The organism is Hyphobacterium sp., from assembly GCF_965217055.1.
In the GTDB taxonomy this organism is placed as follows: domain Bacteria; phylum Pseudomonadota; class Alphaproteobacteria; order Caulobacterales; family Maricaulaceae; genus Hyphobacterium.
Genome location: NZ_OZ244227.1, coordinates 1,442,556 through 1,458,445 on the forward strand (window position 1 = coordinate 1,442,556; position 15,890 = coordinate 1,458,445).

At 61.8% G+C, this 15,890-nt stretch carries 17 protein-coding genes; 5 read left to right on the forward strand and 12 right to left on the reverse strand.

Annotation, left to right across the window (positions count from 1 at the left end; genetic code table 11):
* Window positions 1-6: 6 nt before the first annotated feature.
* Window positions 7-564, forward strand: coding sequence for a hypothetical protein (locus tag ACOOFN_RS07250; protein ID WP_420430249.1), 558 nt, complete (start codon window positions 7-9; stop codon window positions 562-564).
* Between the two features lie 2 nt (window positions 565-566).
* Window positions 567-1,031: a VOC family protein gene (locus ACOOFN_RS07255; protein WP_420430251.1), complete on the forward strand. Its 465-nt coding sequence runs from the start codon at window positions 567-569 to the stop codon at window positions 1,029-1,031.
* On the opposite strand, the gene ACOOFN_RS07260 is transcribed toward ACOOFN_RS07255, so the two are convergent.
* Window positions 1,032-1,646, reverse strand: a complete 615-nt coding sequence (locus ACOOFN_RS07260) for a helix-turn-helix transcriptional regulator (RefSeq protein ID WP_420430253.1) — start codon at window positions 1,644-1,646, stop codon at window positions 1,032-1,034. It lies immediately after the preceding gene.
* A gap of 51 nt (window positions 1,647-1,697) precedes the next feature.
* Window positions 1,698-2,510 carry a 4-hydroxy-tetrahydrodipicolinate reductase gene (gene dapB, locus ACOOFN_RS07265; RefSeq protein ID WP_420430255.1) on the reverse strand — a complete coding sequence of 271 codons (813 nt, stop codon included), beginning with the start codon at window positions 2,508-2,510 and terminating at the stop codon, window positions 1,698-1,700.
* Window positions 2,511-2,940: 430 nt separating this feature from the next.
* On the opposite strand from dapB, the gene ACOOFN_RS07270 reads away from it, so the two are divergent.
* Window positions 2,941-3,486 carry a TetR/AcrR family transcriptional regulator gene (locus ACOOFN_RS07270; RefSeq protein ID WP_420430257.1) on the forward strand — a complete coding sequence of 182 codons (546 nt, stop codon included), beginning with the start codon at window positions 2,941-2,943 and terminating at the stop codon, window positions 3,484-3,486.
* Here the strand turns inward: ACOOFN_RS07270 and dnaJ are convergent.
* Entirely contained in the window at window positions 3,483-4,655 is a 1,173-nt protein-coding gene (gene dnaJ, locus ACOOFN_RS07275; protein ID WP_420430259.1) for a molecular chaperone DnaJ, read from the reverse strand. The genes ACOOFN_RS07270 and dnaJ overlap by 4 nt on opposite strands.
* 61 nt (window positions 4,656-4,716) lie before the next feature.
* On the reverse strand, window positions 4,717-6,636 hold the full coding sequence (dnaK, locus tag ACOOFN_RS07280; protein ID WP_420430261.1) for a molecular chaperone DnaK: 1,920 nt from the start codon (window positions 6,634-6,636) through the stop codon (window positions 4,717-4,719).
* A 259-nt stretch (window positions 6,637-6,895) separates the two neighbouring features.
* Here dnaK and ACOOFN_RS07285 point away from each other — a divergent pair, with 259 nt between their 5' ends.
* On the forward strand, window positions 6,896-7,510 hold the full coding sequence (locus ACOOFN_RS07285) for an alpha-ketoglutarate-dependent dioxygenase AlkB family protein (RefSeq protein ID WP_420430263.1): 615 nt from the start codon (window positions 6,896-6,898) through the stop codon (window positions 7,508-7,510).
* On the opposite strand, the gene ACOOFN_RS07290 is transcribed toward ACOOFN_RS07285, so the two are convergent.
* From ACOOFN_RS07290 to hrcA, 6 genes are all read right to left on the reverse strand, one after another.
* On the reverse strand, window positions 7,507-8,691 hold the full coding sequence (locus tag ACOOFN_RS07290) for a hypothetical protein (protein WP_420430265.1): 1,185 nt from the start codon (window positions 8,689-8,691) through the stop codon (window positions 7,507-7,509). The two genes, ACOOFN_RS07285 and ACOOFN_RS07290, sit on opposite strands and share 4 nt — an antisense overlap.
* 86 nt (window positions 8,692-8,777) lie before the next feature.
* Window positions 8,778-10,301 carry an FMN-binding glutamate synthase family protein gene (locus ACOOFN_RS07295; RefSeq protein ID WP_420430267.1) on the reverse strand — a complete coding sequence of 508 codons (1,524 nt, stop codon included), beginning with the start codon at window positions 10,299-10,301 and terminating at the stop codon, window positions 8,778-8,780.
* 115 nt (window positions 10,302-10,416) lie between these two features.
* Window positions 10,417-10,764, reverse strand: a complete 348-nt coding sequence (locus ACOOFN_RS07300; protein ID WP_420430269.1) for a hypothetical protein — start codon at window positions 10,762-10,764, stop codon at window positions 10,417-10,419.
* A gap of 10 nt (window positions 10,765-10,774) precedes the next feature.
* On the reverse strand, window positions 10,775-12,067 hold the full coding sequence (locus ACOOFN_RS07305) for a M48 family metallopeptidase (RefSeq protein ID WP_420430271.1): 1,293 nt from the start codon (window positions 12,065-12,067) through the stop codon (window positions 10,775-10,777).
* A gap of 68 nt (window positions 12,068-12,135) precedes the next feature.
* On the reverse strand, window positions 12,136-12,798 hold the full coding sequence (gene grpE / locus ACOOFN_RS07310; protein WP_420430273.1) for a nucleotide exchange factor GrpE: 663 nt from the start codon (window positions 12,796-12,798) through the stop codon (window positions 12,136-12,138).
* 18 nt (window positions 12,799-12,816) lie between these two features.
* Window positions 12,817-13,887: a heat-inducible transcriptional repressor HrcA gene (gene hrcA, locus ACOOFN_RS07315; protein WP_420430275.1), complete on the reverse strand. Its 1,071-nt coding sequence runs from the start codon at window positions 13,885-13,887 to the stop codon at window positions 12,817-12,819.
* A 120-nt stretch (window positions 13,888-14,007) separates the two neighbouring features.
* On the opposite strand from hrcA, the gene rph reads away from it, so the two are divergent.
* Complete coding sequence (gene rph / locus ACOOFN_RS07320; protein WP_420430277.1) at window positions 14,008-14,718, forward strand: ribonuclease PH; 711 nt, start codon at window positions 14,008-14,010, stop codon at window positions 14,716-14,718.
* A 148-nt stretch (window positions 14,719-14,866) separates the two neighbouring features.
* Here rph and ACOOFN_RS07325 read toward each other — a convergent pair whose 3' ends face one another.
* Together ACOOFN_RS07325 and ACOOFN_RS07330 are read right to left on the reverse strand one after the other, a co-directional pair.
* Window positions 14,867-15,097 carry a helix-turn-helix domain-containing protein gene (locus ACOOFN_RS07325; protein WP_420430279.1) on the reverse strand — a complete coding sequence of 77 codons (231 nt, stop codon included), beginning with the start codon at window positions 15,095-15,097 and terminating at the stop codon, window positions 14,867-14,869.
* 13 nt (window positions 15,098-15,110) lie between these two features.
* Entirely contained in the window at window positions 15,111-15,653 is a 543-nt protein-coding gene (locus ACOOFN_RS07330; protein ID WP_420430281.1) for a DUF2975 domain-containing protein, read from the reverse strand.
* Window positions 15,654-15,890: the final 237 nt, after the last annotated feature.

Genomic DNA, 15,890 nt, shown 5'->3' on the forward strand with positions numbered 1-15,890 from the left:
GGGCGGATGATCAATCCGTTCGTCATTGCCGCCCTCGTTGCTGTATCTGCCGCGATCATGCTCGTATTGCGCTGGAGCCTCGCCGTGCACAGCCTTTCGGCTGATGCCCGGTCCGAATATGCCGGTCGCCAGGCCGACCGGCCGCACACGATTGAGGGCGTGGATGCCGGCACGTTTGTGCGGATCTATGTCGATGCCTATGCGCCACGCTGGACGCTTTATGCATCGCTGGCCTTGCTCGGAGCCATTGCGATCACACCGCCGGCGCTGCTCGGCCTGGTCGCATTCTGGGACTGGATCACCGCACTGCTCGGGACCAGTGATGTGTTTGCGCCGGGATATTATCCCTGGATGTTCTACATGTTCTTCGGACTGGTCGGGGCGTGGGCGTTGTGCGGATTCCTGGCCGCCCGCTTTCATCACCGCCGGACACCGGAAGCTTTCCAGGCTGCATTGATGCGGGCGCGCGGGGAATCGCTCGACGATGTGGTGATCCGACGGCAACGACCAAAATGGGCGAGGCGCGCCAGCGTCATTGCCGCCAGCAAGGAAGGCAGGAAATAGACATGGAATATCTTCACTCCATGATCCGGGTCAGCGATGTCGACGAGACACTTCGTTTTTTTTGCGACGGACTCGGAATGAAGGAGATCCGCCGCGTTGACAGCGAGGCCGGACGGTTCACCCTGATTTTCCTGGCCAGCCCTGACGATCTCAAGCGTGGCGGCTTCAGCGGCGAGGAAAATCCCATTCCAGCCGGTCTGCCGACGATCGAGCTGACCCATAACTGGGATCCCGAAACCTATTCGGGCGGCCGCAATTTCGGCCATCTCGCCTACCGGGTTCAGGATATTTATGCGATCTGTTCACGCATGGCCGGGCTCGGCTATACGGTGCACCGTCCGCCGCGCGACGGTCGCATGGCCTTCCTGAAGTCGCCGGATGGAATCTCGATCGAATTGCTGCAGGCCGGCGAGGCGCGCGCGCCGCAGGAACCCTGGGCTTCGATGGAAAACACCGGCAGCTGGTGATCAGGCGCGCAGCTTGATCTTGCGGATGCGTTCGGCCCGCACATGGATCATCGTGTCATCTACTGACAAGGTCAGGATCCGCATCTCGCCTATAGGCGTAATCGACACGGCCTCGCCCTCGATCTCGCAGTCTTTCTCCTGCAAATCGACATAGATAATGCGGACCCTGCAGCGATCAGCGATCGCGCGCTCAAAAGCCTTCAGCACGGCGGGCACTGGCCTTAGCTTGTCAGTAAGTGACAGGAGTGGATGCGCCTCGAGCCGGCGGACCCGCTGGTCGCCCAGCATCTTTTCAAGGGCGCTCTGAGCCTGGCCGGCGTCGAGCGCGGCCTCCTCATCGGCGGTCAGGGCGATCAGGCGGGCGCCGCGCCAGAGGATCTGGGCCTGACGCCAGGTGAGCGAAATCGGCGGCGGCCCGTCATCCGGTGCCAGCCAATAGCCAAGGCCGGCTTCCCCCTCGATCGGCACGCCGGAATCGATCAGCTTGGCCATGTCGCGATAAATGGTGCGCTCGGAGACGCTGAACCGATTGGCGATCTGCTGCGCCGTGAGCGAGCCGGGCGCAGCCGATTTCAGTGTTCTGACAATGTCGACAAGGCGGCGGGCACGGCTCATGTCAATTCCTGACTGATGGTTGCCCCTTATGCCCCGGTCAGGGAATTGCGGTCAATTGCCGTTGATGACATCCCGCATGCCGTAAAGCCCCGGCGATCGCCCGTGCAGCCAGTTAGCCGCCGTCAGCGCGCCGACGGCGAAGACCCGCCGGTCGAGCGCCCGATGCGAGATCGTGATTTCCTCATTGTTCGATAAAAATCCGACCTCGTGATCGCCGACAATCGCGCCGCCGCGCCGCGACGAGAAGCCGATGGCACCGGGAAGCCGTCGTGCATCTGCTGACGATCGGCTTTTCTCGGCCACGAGGTCGAGCATCTGGTGACGGGCATTGGCGACCGCTTCGCCCAGAACCAGCGCCGTGCCAGAGGGCGCATCGGCCTTGTAGCGGTGATGCGTTTCACTGATTTCTGCGTCCCATAGCTCCGCGGGAAGCGCGGCGGCAGCCGTCGAAACCAGCATTTCAACCAGCGAAATACCGATCGAGAAGTTGCGCGCGGTCAGGACCGGAATGGTCTCCGCTGCCTGGCGCAGTGCGTCGAACTGTTCATCCGAGAACCCGGTGACGCCACTGATCAGGGCCGGGCCGCCGTTTTCGGTCAAGCGACGCACGACAGCGACGGTCGATTGAGGTGTCGACGCATCGATGACGATATCGGCGCCTTGAAGCCCGTCTTCGAGCCGCACCACACTCATCCGGTTGATCCAGGGCGTGCCGGCGAGCTCGCCCAGGTCCTTGTCGACATGATCGGAGTCCGATCTCACGATTCCGCCGACCAGCTTGAAGCGGTCATCCTGGATAACTTCGCGCGCGATCGTGCTGCCGAGTCGTCCACCGATACCGATAATTGTCACTCCCAGCGGCATACGCGTCTCCCTGCGGCTCCGGATTGCCAGGCGTTGTTCCAGATATGGACCCGGTAGGGTTAATTCGTTCCGACTTTATCCGGCAGATTTCTAAGGAGAGTCTGAACAGGCCCGCTTTCCGCGCGCGGGACTGGCAGGGATCGCCGGGTGCGCGACGGGACAAGAAAGATCGCGAAATTGGCCGGCCGCAGTGTTCGATTTTTCTGCCCATCCGTGTGAAAAAACTATAGAATTCCCCTCGCACGTGTCCCGCTTGTATAAGAACTGGAATTCAATTCTATTATAAGCTAGGCTTCAAGGTGTTGATTATCTGTTGTTTTGCGGAAGAGATTTTGAAACACCCATGACGTCGCTCGACACGGACACATCAAGGGACCCCGGTGTTCGGCCGGCCATGCAGGCTCGCAGCAGAGCGACCCGGCAACGGATCTTGAAGGTCCTTGCACGCGCGCTGGATGACCAGTCCATCGACAAGCTGACCGTCGCCGATATTGCGAAACGGGCAAAATCATCGGTCGGCGCATTCTATGGCCGGTTCTCCGACAAGGCCGCCGCCCTGGATGCGCTTTATGCCGACCGCATGGAAGCGCTGGTCGAATCACTTACGGCAGCCAATGACGAGGCGCGGCGGCATCGCGACGTGCACAGATGGATTGGCGAACTGGCGCAGGCGTGTCTGACGCATGCCATTGCCAACCGGACCCTGCTTGTCCGGATCGCCGGCCGGACCGGCGACCTCTCGGCGCCGCCCGACTCGTTCAAGGAACACCTGGCCCAGACGATCAGTGCGCTGCGCATCAAGCCGCCGCATTTTGCGCCGGTCGCGGCGGATTTCATGTTGCGGCTGGTGCTCGGACTGAGCCGCGATGCGGCGCTGTTCCAGCCGGAATTGCAGGCAGACGATGCTGCGCGAATGGCCTTCGCCGCGGATGTTCAGAAAGCCGCGCTGTGGTACCTTACGGCCCCGTCGGCCTAGACGCTCGGGCGACCGTCCTCGCTGGTCAAATCATCCCAGAACCGTTTCGCCTTGCCCATGAAGCCGTCCGATTCCGGATTGCAATTGCCGCCGGAGATCTCGCAGAACTCCTCCAACAATTCCTTCTGACGATCCGATAGATTGCGCGGGGTTTCGACGTAGAGCTCGACGATCATGTCACCGCGCGGACCGCCGCGCAGGCGCGGCATGCCCTTGCCCTTGAGGCGCATCCGCTTCCCGGTCTGCGAACCGGACGGGATCTTGAGTTCGGCCTTGCCGCCATCGATCACCGGGCAGCAGATCGATCCGCCCAGAGCTGCCGTGACCATCGGCACGGTCGCGCGGCAATAGAGGTTGGGTCCATCGCGCTCGAACAGATCATCGTGGCGAATCGACACAAAGATATAGAGATCGCCGCGCGGACCTCCGCGGGCCCCGGCTTCGCCTTCTCCTGCGAGGCGGATGCGCATGCCATCCTCGACACCGGCCGGAATGTCGACATCGAGCGTACGCACTTTTCGTACCTGGCCCACCCCATCGCACTCGCGGCAGGGCGTGGAAACGGTTTTGCCCTGCCCGCCGCAGCGCGGGCAGGTCTGGCGGATCCGGAACATGCCATTGCCGGCGGTCACCACACCGGCCCCAGCGCATTGCGGACATGTGTCCAGCGAAGTGCCGGGTTCGGCGCCATTACCGTCGCAGCGTTCGCAGGTCAGATTGGTCGGGACTTTGAGGGTCTCGGCCTTGCCGGCAAAGGCGTCCTGAAGCGAGATTTCGAGATCGTAGCGCAGGTCCGAGCCGCGTGCCGGCCCGCCGCGGCGACCGCCACCGCGGCGCCCGCCCATGCCGTTGAACACATCGCCGAAGACCTGTTCGAAAATGTCGGCGAAATCTGCCGATTGGGCACCGCCGCCAAACGGACCCTGTCCGCCGTCCATCCCGCCCTCGAAAGCGGCATGACCCATGCGGTCATAGGCGGCGCGCTTGTCTGCATCAGACAGGACCGCATAGGCCTCGCCGACTTCCTTGAAGCGGGCCTCGGCCTCCTTGTCGTCCGGATTGCGGTCCGGATGGTATTGCATGGCGAGCTTGCGATAGGCGCTCTTCAGCGCCTTGGCGTCGACCGAGCGGTCAACACCCAGCACTTCATAATAATCCCGCTTGGCCATGAATGTACCTCAGGTTGACGGGAGCGCCGGAGGGCGCCCCCGTCCCTTATGTTCGAAAGACTTAAGCGCTTTCTTTCTTGTCGTCGTCGGACTCGTCGCCATCGACCTCGGAATACTCCGCGTCGACCACGTCCTCATCCTGTTCCGAAGCGGACTCATCGTCGGACGCTTCGGCCTGCTGGGCCGCATACATCGCCTCGCCGAGCTTCATGGCAGCCTGGACGAGCGCCTGGGTCTTGGCCTGGATCTCGGCCGCGTCCTCACCGTCCTTGACGGCCTTGAGCTCGTCTGCAGCGGTGGTGATGGCGTTCTTCTCTTCCTCGCCGACCTTGTCGCCGAATTCCTCCAGCTGTTTCTCGGTCTGGTGAATGAGCGCCTCGGCATTGTTACGGGCCTCGACCAGTTCCTTGCGCTTCTTGTCGGCCTCGGCATTGGCCTCGGCATCCTTGACCATCTGGTCAATATCATCGTCCGAGAGACCGCCCGACGCCTGGATACGGATCTGCTGTTCCTTGCCAGTCGCCTTGTCCTTGGCGGACACATTGACGATGCCATTGGCATCGATGTCGAAAGTGACCTCGATCTGCGGCATGCCGCGCGGTGCTGGCGGTATCCCCATCAGGTCGAACTGGCCGAGCAGCTTGTTGTCGGAGGCCATCTGGCGTTCACCCTGGAACACCTTGATGGTGACGGCCTGCTGGTTGTCTTCTGCAGTGGAGAAGGTCTGCGACTTCTTGGTCGGGATCGTCGTGTTGCGCTCGATCAGCGAGGTGAACACGCCGCCCAGCGTCTCGATGCCGAGCGAAAGCGGGGTCACGTCGAGCAGCAGAACATCCTTCACATCGCCCTGCAGCACGCCGGCCTGGATAGCGGCGCCCATGGCGACGACTTCATCCGGGTTCACACCCTTGTGCGGCTCCTTGCCAAAGAAGCCCTTTACGGCTTCCTGCACCTTCGGCATGCGGGTCATGCCGCCGACCAGCACGACATCGTCAATGTCGGAGGCCGACATGCCGGCATCCTTCAGAGCCTTCTTGCACGGCTCGATGGTACGCTTGACGAGATCTTCGACCAGCGCTTCAAGCTTGGCGCGCGAGAGCTTCATGGTCAGGTGTTTCGGACCAGACGCATCGGCGGTGATGAAAGGCAGATTGACCTCGTAGGAGGAAGCCGATGACAGCTCCTTCTTTGCCTTCTCGGCCTCTTCCTTCAGGCGTTGCAGCGCGAGCTTGTCCTTGCGCAGATCGATCGAGCTCTCTTTCTTGAACTCGTCCGCGAGGTAATCGACAATCCGCAGGTCGAAATCCTCACCGCCGAGGAAGGTGTCACCATTGGTGGCCTTCACCTCGAACACGCCGTCACCGATCTCGAGGATTGAGACGTCGAATGTACCACCACCGAGGTCGTAGACGGCAATTGTCTTGTTTTCACCCTTGTCGAGACCGTAGGCGAGAGCCGCCGCGGTCGGCTCGTTGATGATGCGCAGGACTTCAAGCCCGGCGATCTTGCCGGCATCCTTGGTGGCCTGACGCTGGGCGTCATCGAAATATGCGGGAACGGTGATGACGGCCTTCTCGACCTTGTCGCCGAGATAGGATTCCGCCGTTTCCTTCATTTTCTGGAGGATGAAGGCGGAGATTTCGGACGGCGAATACTTCTTGTCGCGGCCCTGCACCCATGCGTCGTTGTTTTCCGACGGCACGATCTTGTAGGGCACCATGTCGGCGTCCTTCTTGACCATCGGGTCGGACATGTTGCGGCCGATCAGGCGCTTGATTGCAAAAAAGGTCTGTTCCGGGTTGGTCACCGCCTGGCGCTTGGCCGGCTGACCGATCAGGCGTTCGCCATCCTCGGTGAACGCGACAACTGAGGGCGTGGTGCGCATGCCCTCAGCATTCTCGATAACCTTGGCGTTGCCGCCGTCCATGACCGCGACACACGAATTCGTGGTTCCGAGGTCAATACCAATCACCTTGCTCATGACGTCTTCGTCTCCGTTCTTTTATTGGGCAGGGTTTTCCCGAGTGGCCAGCCAGCCCGAAGCGCTGTCCGGCGTGATGAAAACCCCCCTTGGGTCCAGGCCTTGTCGCCTGCTTCATCTGTTGCTTTTGCCGGTAACCCGGCTCGATGCCCGAGATAGGGAGGCCAGCCATGCCCCGCAAGGGTTTACGAAGAATCAATTCAGGCGCTTGTGCAGGGAAAAAGTGACGCCGGAGGCTGTCGCAGCTATTTCCTTGGCCATGAGTCTGCCAGACGGATTCCGTTTTCTCCCCGGTTATTTTGACCGGGCGCAACAAGATGCGCTTGTGCAGGCGGTGATCGAAGCGACCGAAAACGCGCCCTTCTACCGGCCCGCAATGCCCCGCACCGGCCAGCCGATGAGCGTCACCATGACCAATTTCGGACCGCTTGGCTGGATCACTGACAAGGAGAAGGGCTATCGCTATGAGCGCGTGCACCCGGAAACCGGCGCGACCTGGCCGGAGCCGCCGGACCTGCTGACGCAATTGTGGGCGGATGTGGCTGACTACCCGGCGCCGTTCGAGGCCTGCCTGGTCAATTATTACGACGCGCAATCGCGCCTGGGGCTGCATGTCGACTGGGACGAGGCGGCGACGGATGCGGCGGTCGTATCGGTTTCACTGGGCGACAAGGCGCGATTCCGCATCGGCGGCCCGACGCGCAAGGGCAAGACGCATTCGCTTGTTCTTGCCTCCGGCGATGTCGTCGTACTCGGTGGCGAGGCGCGGCGCTGCTATCACGGGGTCGACCGCATCCATCCCGGAACCTCGACGCGGGTGCCGCAGGGCGGGCGCATCAATCTGACACTGCGACGCGTGACAGTGCCGGGCTAGTCGCCAGAGAAGAGTGAAGCGGCTCCGATCGCGACGAGCAGGCCGCCGAGGCTGACCGGGTCGCGGTCGACCGTGACCGAGGTCAGGACACCATTGTTGAAGGTCAGATTCGTCGTGTCGTTCGACAGGGCGCTTCTGAACATGTCTGCCGACATGGCGTGACCCGGCGCCCCCACGACAATGGTGTCGAGCCGGATGTCGGGAATGTTCAGCGCCAGCTCTGTCCGTAGTATGCGTTCGAAAACATATGGATCCTCGGGACAGGCCAGCGCGATCTCCCTTGCGAACGCATTCAGCAATACCTGATCGGGCGAATCGGAAACCGGGCGGCAGGTTAACCTCACGCTGAAGCGATCTGGCGCGGCCATACGAAAATAGGTGGAGTGCCGGTTTCGCAGGGTGGCCGGACTGTAAAACCTGGAAATGGACTGGCGAACAGGCACGGTGCCGGTAGCGGCGACGGATTCACGCACAAGCGCAAGCTGAATACTTCCGACCCGTCGGCGGATGGTCTCCGAAGCCTGGCCATAACATTCCAGCCCTTCGGTTCGGCTTTCCGACCGGCGCAGTGCCTCCATGCATTGCTGCGTGGTTTCAAGCATCAGGTCACCGATCTCGAAAGGCTCGCACGAGGTGCGTGATTCCGATTCCAGCAAGCAGGCGGCCTGACTGCTCCGCAATGCATAGTCGAATGCGATAGTTGGCGGGGTCTCTTCGGCAAAACTGTCCGGATTTGATGCGAGCGCGTTTCCGGCCACCCCCAAAGCCTGCCCGAGATTACCGAGTTGGGTCAGTATCTCGACCGTCCTGGGTTCCGATTGGGCATTTGCGGAGCCGAGAAGGCCGTTAGCAACCGTCAGCGTGAAATTGTCGGCCGTCAGGAGATGGGTGTCATAGGTGAGGTGAAACCAGTTACGCGGATCAAGGTCCGGTACCGTTTCGGCCGTCGCGTTCAACGTCCAGCGCTGATCGCTCTTGGCCTGGGCGAGATCGACCTCAATTCGCGTGACCGGCAATCCGTAGAGCATGTAGCTTCGATGTTGGAAGCTCGTGTGCGCGTTTCCTGCGCCTCGGCAATTGATTTCCGGCGGACCGTCCGGGCAGAGGCGCGCAGATTGTACCATTGTCCCGCAACCGCTTGCGGCCAGCGCGAGGGCCGCGACCCATAGACATTTGATCATAGGTTTTCTCCCCACCGGGAGACAATCTATACGGGAATATTAACCTATTCAATCGTCCGGCGGGCGACCCTGGCGCTTTCACGGGGTCAGGGCTGAACAGGAAAGCGCGGCTCGTCCTCGACCCTGCCAGGCGGCACGAAGTCGAGATCGTCCATGGACACCGAACGGCCATCTGCCTGGACCAGGCGGACATGCATCGGTTGGAGCTTGCGCGGTTCGCGCACGCCGCAAGAATGAGCGATGATCTCGACATGCCGGCGAAGCGTGTCGGCATAGGCGGCGACCTTTTCCGCCTTGTCGCGAGGAACCAGGCCGCGCTGCAGCGATCGCTTGTGGGTGGTAACGCCAGTCGGGCAGGTATTCTTGTGGCATTTCAGCGACTGGATGCAGCCCAGCGCAAACATGAAGCCACGGCCGCACTGCACGAAATCTGCCCCGGCGGCGAGCGCCCAGGCCGCCGATGACGGCAGAAGCAGCTTGCCGGAGGCGATGATGCGGATCCGGTCCTTGAGACCTTGCCGGCGCAGAATGGCGGCTACCATGGGCAGGCTTTCACGGATCGGCAGCCCGACATTGTCCATCAACGCCATGGGCGCGGCGCCGGTGCCGCCATCGCCGCTGTCGATGGTCATGAAGTCGGGCGCGCTTTCCACGCCGCGCGCCTTGATGTCCGTGCACAATTCCTCGATCCAGCCATAGGCGCCGACGACGAATTTGATGCCGACCGGCTTGCCGGTGACGTCCCTGATCCGGGCAATCATGTCGAGCAGGTCGTCATTGCCGGCGATCTCCGGGTGCCGGTTGGGCGAGTGCGAGGCCTGGCCCTCGGGAATGCCGCGAATTTCCGCGATCTCCCGGTTGACCTTGCTGGCGGGCAGAATGCCGCCCTTGCCCGGCTTGGCGCCCTGCGAGAGCTTCAACTCGAACATCTTGACCTGCGGCCGGGCTGCCACGTCTTTCAGCTTGTCGTCGGACAGCTTGCCGTCCTCGTCCCGGACGCCGTATTTCGCCGTGCCGATCTGGAAAACGATGTCGCAATCGCCCTCCAGATGCCATTCGGACAGGCCGCCCTCGCCGGTATTCATCCAGATCCCGGCCCTGCCGGCACCGCGCGACAGCGCCTGCACGGCAGGTTTCGACAGCGAGCCATAGCTCATCGCCGAAATATTGAAAAAGGAGGGTGCGTCATAAGGCTGCCGCGCATGCGGTCCGATGCGCAGGGGTTCGGTCGGCGCGATATCATCTTCCAGAACAGGGTAGGGGCAGTTGACGAAGATCGCTGTACCGACCGGGGTCAAGGGCTTGGTGGAGCCAAAGCTGATCGTGCCGCCATGTCCCCGAGATGACCGGTAAACCCAGTCACGCTCTGCCCTGTTGAAGGGCAATTCCTCGCGGTCGAGGGCGAAAAAATACTGACGGAAAAACTCACCGAGTGTCGTGAACAGGCCGCGGAAGCGGCCGACAACCGGATAATTGCGGCGGACCGCATCGCGGGTCTGACTGATGTCACGGATATAAATGACGATGACGACCAGGACGATGAACCCGACCGCCAGGATGAAGAGCTGGGTAAGTATGCTCAGCACTTCCATGGCCCATATTGGCAGCATGCGGTTTCTCCCGGGGTCTGATGGCTTCCGGAACCATGGCAGAGGCGAGCGGTGGAGAGAAGAACAATAGCAGTCACGGCGGCTGACATCGCCGCCAGTTCCGGACCGGCCCCGTTCACGCCAAGGCGAAGCGGAGGAGCGTCCCGGTCACGGCGAGCGTGAAGGGCAGCACGAATAACCGAACCACTCGCGTCGCCCAGCTTTCGGGGAGGAAAAAGATGTCGCGGGCCCAGCCTTCCGATATGCCCGTCAGTTTGCGGGCGCGAGTTTGAAGCACGCAGCGTCCACTATTGAGCCACAGGCCGGCCAGGATGGTGACGGGCGCGATGAGCGACCAGAGAGCGGCTGTGCGCCACCCGCCTGTCAGCGCGAAGACGATCATCACCAGAAGCGCCACCATGCAAACCGCGAAGATCACGGTATGCATCAGCCGGAGCCAGAACAGCTGGTTCTCGACCGTCATGTGAGCGCGGTCAGTTTGCGGCCGATTGTGCTGCGAGGTCACGCATGATCTGTTCGGCCCGGTCGAGACGCAGCTCCGACGTCTGGTCCGTGGCACCCCATGCCAGCTGACCCGCCTTCCATTGCATCGACATGGCAACGCGGGCGCGTCCTGACGGATGATCGAAGAAGACGAATTCCTCGAGCGGGCCGGGATCGATCTTGCGATAAGCCGCGAGCCGCAAGGCGGCGGTGGCAAACCCGTCCGGGGCGCGCGCCGCGTTCAGGCCGAACAGGTCGGCTTCGGCCTCATTGGTGCGGATGATGGTGTTGGCGACCGGTGTCATCAGGAAGAAAAACACGGAGAGACAGGCGGCCAGCAAAGGCAGGCCGGCGATATCGGAAATGCCCGATACGCCCCAGCGCCCGCCGAAGCGGTCGTTGAGCGTGCGAAACAACGCATCCGTGAACGCAAAGCCGATCGCGAGCAATATCGCGAATACGGTGAACATCTCCCACAAATGATTGAGCGCGTAATGACCCATCTCATGGCCCATTACGGCGAGCACCTCGTCGGGATCGGTATTCTCGATCAGCGTGTCTGACAAGGCGATGCGCGTCGTGCCGAACAGGCCATTGACGTTGGCCGTGATGCGGTTCGACTGACGCGAGACATCGAAGACATAGACATTGTCGGCCGGGATGCCATTGGCTTGTGCGAGCGCGAGAATGTCGTCGCGCAATACGCTTTCTTCCATGGGTGTGTATTCGTTGAAGAGCGGGTCGATATAGACGGGCGACACGAATATCGTGACGGCCAGCAGGACCACGGAAACGGCCGCCCCCCAGATCCACCAGGTCCGCTTTGCGATCCGCAGGACGAGGTAGAACAGGGTCAGGAAGATCGCCGCCATGACCATCCCGGTGACAAGACCGATCAATTGTTCGCTCATCCATCCGCCCATCGTCATGGTCGACAAGCCGTAGGCGTGTTCACGGAAATACCCCTGCCAGATCGTCAGCGGGAACAAGAGCAGCGTGGTCACGACGGTATAGATGGCCGCGTAAATCGCGACAGTCAGCGAAGTTGATTTCACAACGCCCCTGATGCGGTCCCGCAAGCCCTTCGCGAATCCGGTCTGCAAAAGCAGAAAGGCGACAATCAGACCAGCGACGAGATTCACCAGGATCAGCCAGTAGCCGCCCTCGAAATAGGCGTCGGAACGAGACCGCGCAGCCGCATCCATGGTGGCGATATAGGCTTCGGTCGCGGCGGCCGGGTCGAAGCCCGTGACCGATGTGGCGGCAAGCAGGCCGTGAAGCATGGCAAATCCTCCCGTGTCTTGGCGAGAGAGGACGCCAATTGCGCTGCAAGATCAATCCTGATGAGCGATCAGGCCTTGACGTCGATACCGGAGCCAGGTTCCGACTCGCCGGTGCCGGAGTCGGGCGCTTCGTCTTTCGCCGCACCGGCCGACACCGCGACCATGGCGGCCCGCAATGTGCGCTCGCCAATAACATAGCCGGGCGCGAAGCTGGCGGCGACGCGACCTGCCGGGTGTTCGGACGGTATCTGGGTGGTGGCCTGGTGACGGTTGGGGTCGAACGCCTCGCCCGGTTCGGGGTCGATCTTTTTCACACCATGACGTTCAAGCGTCGACAATAATGTCTTTTCGGTCAGCGCCACGCCGTCGACAAGTGTCTTGGCCGGGCCTTCGAGCACTTCGGCCTGGGCAGCCTGAAGCGCGCGCGACAGATTGTCCGCGACGTTCAGAACATCGCCGGCAAATCGCGAAATGGCGTATTCGCGCGCATCCCTGACGTCGCGCTCTGCGCGCCGGCGGGTATTCTGGATCTCGGCAGCGGTGCGCATCAGCTTCTCGCGCGTGTCCTCGAGTTCGGCCTGCAAGGCGCGAACGGCGTCTTCCGGAGAGGGTGAATTGTCGGCATCGGCCTCGGCAGCTTCCATTGCCGCCTTCTCGGCTGCCTCGATTTCCTCGATCCGGTCCTCGATCGGTTGATCGTCGTTATCCTGTGCGTGCTTGTCTTCAGCCATTTTCCGTCCTCTGCCCGTCTAGTTGCGGGATTTGTCCATCAGTTTGCCCACGACGCGCGCGGTGTAATCGACCATGGGAATGACCCGCGCATAATTCAGCCGGGTCGGGCCGATCACACCCAGCGCGCCGATTATGCGGCGTTCGGAGTCCATATAGGGAGCCACGATCATACTTGAACCCGACAAGGAGAAGAGCGGGTTCTCCGCTCCGATAAACAGGCGCACCCCGTCTGCGTCGCGCGCCTTGTCGAGCAGGGATATCAATCCTTCCTTGCGTTCAAGCTCGTCGAACAGGAGGCGCACGCGCTCGAAATCCTCGGCTGCCTGCAGATTGTCCAGCAATTTGGCCTGACCGCGAACGATCAGGGCCCGCTCCGTGCCGCCGGACCAGTCGGCCAATCCTTGCTCGACAAGCGATTGCGCAGCCTCGTCAAGAGCAGCCTTGCGGTCTGCCAGCTCGGCACGGATCTCGTCGGCGGCCTCCTTCAGCGTGCGGCCCTTCAACCGCGCAGACAGATAGTTGCCGGCCTCCGCGAGGGCTGAAGACGGAAGACCTTCCGGCGCGATCATCATCCGGTTTTCCACCGAACCGTCGGAGCCGACCAGAATGGCCAGCGTCTCGCGCGCCGAAACCGGAACGAATTCGACATGTTTGAGCGCCATCTCGCGAGACGGCGATGTGACCAGGCCTGCGCCTCCGGCCAGTCCGGCCAGCATGGAGGAAGCTTCCGCGAGCACGTCGCGAACATTGCGCTGACCGCCGGCAACCCGCGATTCAATCGCATCGCGATCTTCTGCTGCCGGCTCTCCGACTTGCAATAGCCCGTCGACGAACAGGCGCAATCCGGCATGAGTCGGCAGTCGCCCGGCGCTCTGGTGGGGCGCCGTCAGCAGGCCGATCGCGGCGAGATCCGACATGGTATTGCGGATCGAGGCTGGCGACAGGTCAAGGCCCTCGCGACGCGACAGAGTGCGCGAGCCAACAGGATCGCCGGTATCGAGGTAGGCCTCGACGATCTCACGAAAGATCAATCGCGACCGCTCGTCGAGATCTGTCAGGCTCGGCGTGGACCGGTTTTCCTGTGTCATGGCGTCTCTCAAGTAGGACAAGGCTGAAACGGGTTCAATTGCGGTGTGCCGCTGGAAACAGTTTACGCCGGAAAGGTGCGCGTCTAGACGAGCGGCCACAGACCGATTGGAGATTGCAGAATGAGACCTTATGGCCGCGCCCTCGACGCGCTTCGCGATGTCAGCATCGAAACCGGCGTTTCGCCTTACGCAGAGGGCTCCTGTCTTGTCCGGTTCGGCAATACACATGTCTTGTGCACGGCCAGTGTGGAAGAGAATGTTCCGCCCTGGATGCGCAATAGCGGCAAGGGCTGGGTAACGGCCGAATACGGCATGCTGCCGCGGGCCACCCACACGCGCGGTCGGCGTGAAGCCGCAGCCGGAAAGCAATCGGGCCGGACCCAGGAAATCCAGCGCCTGATCGGTCGCTCGTTGCGCGCCGTGGTGGACCTGAAAGCGCTGGGTGAACGGCAGATCACGGTCGACTGTGATGTCATCCAGGCCGATGGCGGTACGCGTACTGCGGCGATTACCGGTGCCTGGGTCGCCTTGAAGCGGGCGATCAACTGGCTCATCGAGGAAGGTCTGCTGGAAAAGGACCCTGTCTACGGGCAGTTGGCAGCGGTTTCCTGCGGCATGGTGGATGGCAGTGCGCGGCTCGATCTCGAGTACGAGGAAGACCGGGTCGCGGAAACCGATGCGAATTTCGTCCTCACTGTTGATGGCGGAATCGTTGAGATCCAGGCGACCGCCGAGGACAAGCCCATGGCCGAAAGCGACTTCGCCGAGCTGTTCGCGCTGGCTCGCAAGGGCGTGGTGGAGCTAGGCGAAATCCAGAAATCCGTATTATAAAGAAAAAAGAAGCAGCGGGAGCGCGCTGGGGGGCTGGAAACGGCCCGATCGGCGCTCTTGGGAAGGGGCGTATATGCCAATCAGGCCCGCTCCCGCTGCTTCTTCACCTACCGGCCGGGGACCCGTCCGGGGGTGTCCTTGATGCGGTTCAGGCGTTGTCGCCGTCACCATCGTCCTCATCGTCGAAGCTGAGAAGGTCGCCGGGCTGACAGTCCAGCACCTCGCACAACGCTTCCAGCGTCGAAAACCTTACTGCCTTGGCCTTGCCCGTCTTGAGGATGGACAGGTTGGCCATGGTGATGCCGACCCGGTCGCACAGTTCCGTCAGGGACATGCGGCGCTCGAGGAGCATCCTGTCGAGGGTGACGCGAATTGGCATGTAGCGCGCCTCCCTAAATCGTCAGTTTCTGTTCCTGGCGCATCCGGGCCCCTTCACGGAGCACCTGGGACAGGACCAGGAGAGCGGCCACGGCGAACCATGAGCCGAGATTGAGATCGAACCGGGACAATTCCACGTCGCCGATCCGGTAGTCGAAGAAGGCCAGCGATATCGCGACCAGTCCCTGCGCGGCGTAACGGACGGTCTGATAGACCGCTATGGCCGCCGCTATGACCCGGAGATGCCCCGCATTCTCGGGAACAAACGGATCGCCCGCCATCAGTGTCCGAACGATCAGCCGCAGCCGGTGAATGATCACCATCAGGGCAAGGATCTCCGCCACCGCCAAGGGCAGCAGAACGACGAGATCGACGACGCTGCGCAGCGAGCTGGCGGCTGATTCCGGGATCCAGCCGAACAACTGGAAGCCAAAGACCAGTGTGGCACCGAGAAAACCGACCGCGCTCACGGTCAGAACGGCCCACAAGAGGTACCAGACTATATCGAGCAGCCATCTCAGCCCCCCGATCATCGGTCCCGGTTTGATTGCCTCCATTATTCCCCTTGCCCCTTGTTCGGTCCCCGGCGGCGCCTCTCGCTACCGCCGGGATCCGTGTGTCATCATGCGACCGTCGAGGTCAGCGCGGCAACAATGCCGGAACCAACCGCGATGATGAGGAACGCATTGATTGCAGCTGCTGCAAAGAACCGCACTGCACTATTATCGGACCTGACCATTTCCATCTCTCCTGTGTATCGTTTCAATCGACCAGAATGCTATGTTTTGTTGCCC

Bases quoted from the DNA above. Each gene is read 5' to 3' on its own strand.
- ACOOFN_RS07250 (WP_420430249.1), top strand. From the start codon at position 7: ATGATCAATCCGTTCGTCATTGCCGCCCTCGTTGCTGTATCTGCCGCG.
- ACOOFN_RS07255 (WP_420430251.1), top strand. From the start codon at position 567: ATGGAATATCTTCACTCCATGATCCGGGTCAGCGATGTCGACGAGACA.
- ACOOFN_RS07260 (WP_420430253.1), bottom strand. From the start codon at position 1,646: ATGAGCCGTGCCCGCCGCCTTGTCGACATTGTCAGAACACTGAAATCG.
- dapB (WP_420430255.1), bottom strand. From the start codon at position 2,510: ATGCCGCTGGGAGTGACAATTATCGGTATCGGTGGACGACTCGGCAGC.
- dnaJ (WP_420430259.1), bottom strand. From the start codon at position 4,655: ATGGCCAAGCGGGATTATTATGAAGTGCTGGGTGTTGACCGCTCGGTC.
- dnaK (WP_420430261.1), bottom strand. From the start codon at position 6,636: ATGAGCAAGGTGATTGGTATTGACCTCGGAACCACGAATTCGTGTGTC.
- ACOOFN_RS07285 (WP_420430263.1), top strand. From the start codon at position 6,896: ATGAGTCTGCCAGACGGATTCCGTTTTCTCCCCGGTTATTTTGACCGG.
- ACOOFN_RS07290 (WP_420430265.1), bottom strand. From the start codon at position 8,691: ATGATCAAATGTCTATGGGTCGCGGCCCTCGCGCTGGCCGCAAGCGGT.
- ACOOFN_RS07295 (WP_420430267.1), bottom strand. From the start codon at position 10,301: ATGCTGCCAATATGGGCCATGGAAGTGCTGAGCATACTTACCCAGCTC.
- ACOOFN_RS07300 (WP_420430269.1), bottom strand. From the start codon at position 10,764: ATGACGGTCGAGAACCAGCTGTTCTGGCTCCGGCTGATGCATACCGTG.
- ACOOFN_RS07305 (WP_420430271.1), bottom strand. From the start codon at position 12,067: ATGCTTCACGGCCTGCTTGCCGCCACATCGGTCACGGGCTTCGACCCG.
- grpE (WP_420430273.1), bottom strand. From the start codon at position 12,798: ATGGCTGAAGACAAGCACGCACAGGATAACGACGATCAACCGATCGAG.
- hrcA (WP_420430275.1), bottom strand. From the start codon at position 13,887: ATGACACAGGAAAACCGGTCCACGCCGAGCCTGACAGATCTCGACGAG.
- rph (WP_420430277.1), top strand. From the start codon at position 14,008: ATGAGACCTTATGGCCGCGCCCTCGACGCGCTTCGCGATGTCAGCATC.
- ACOOFN_RS07325 (WP_420430279.1), bottom strand. From the start codon at position 15,097: ATGCCAATTCGCGTCACCCTCGACAGGATGCTCCTCGAGCGCCGCATG.
- ACOOFN_RS07330 (WP_420430281.1), bottom strand. From the start codon at position 15,653: ATGGAGGCAATCAAACCGGGACCGATGATCGGGGGGCTGAGATGGCTG.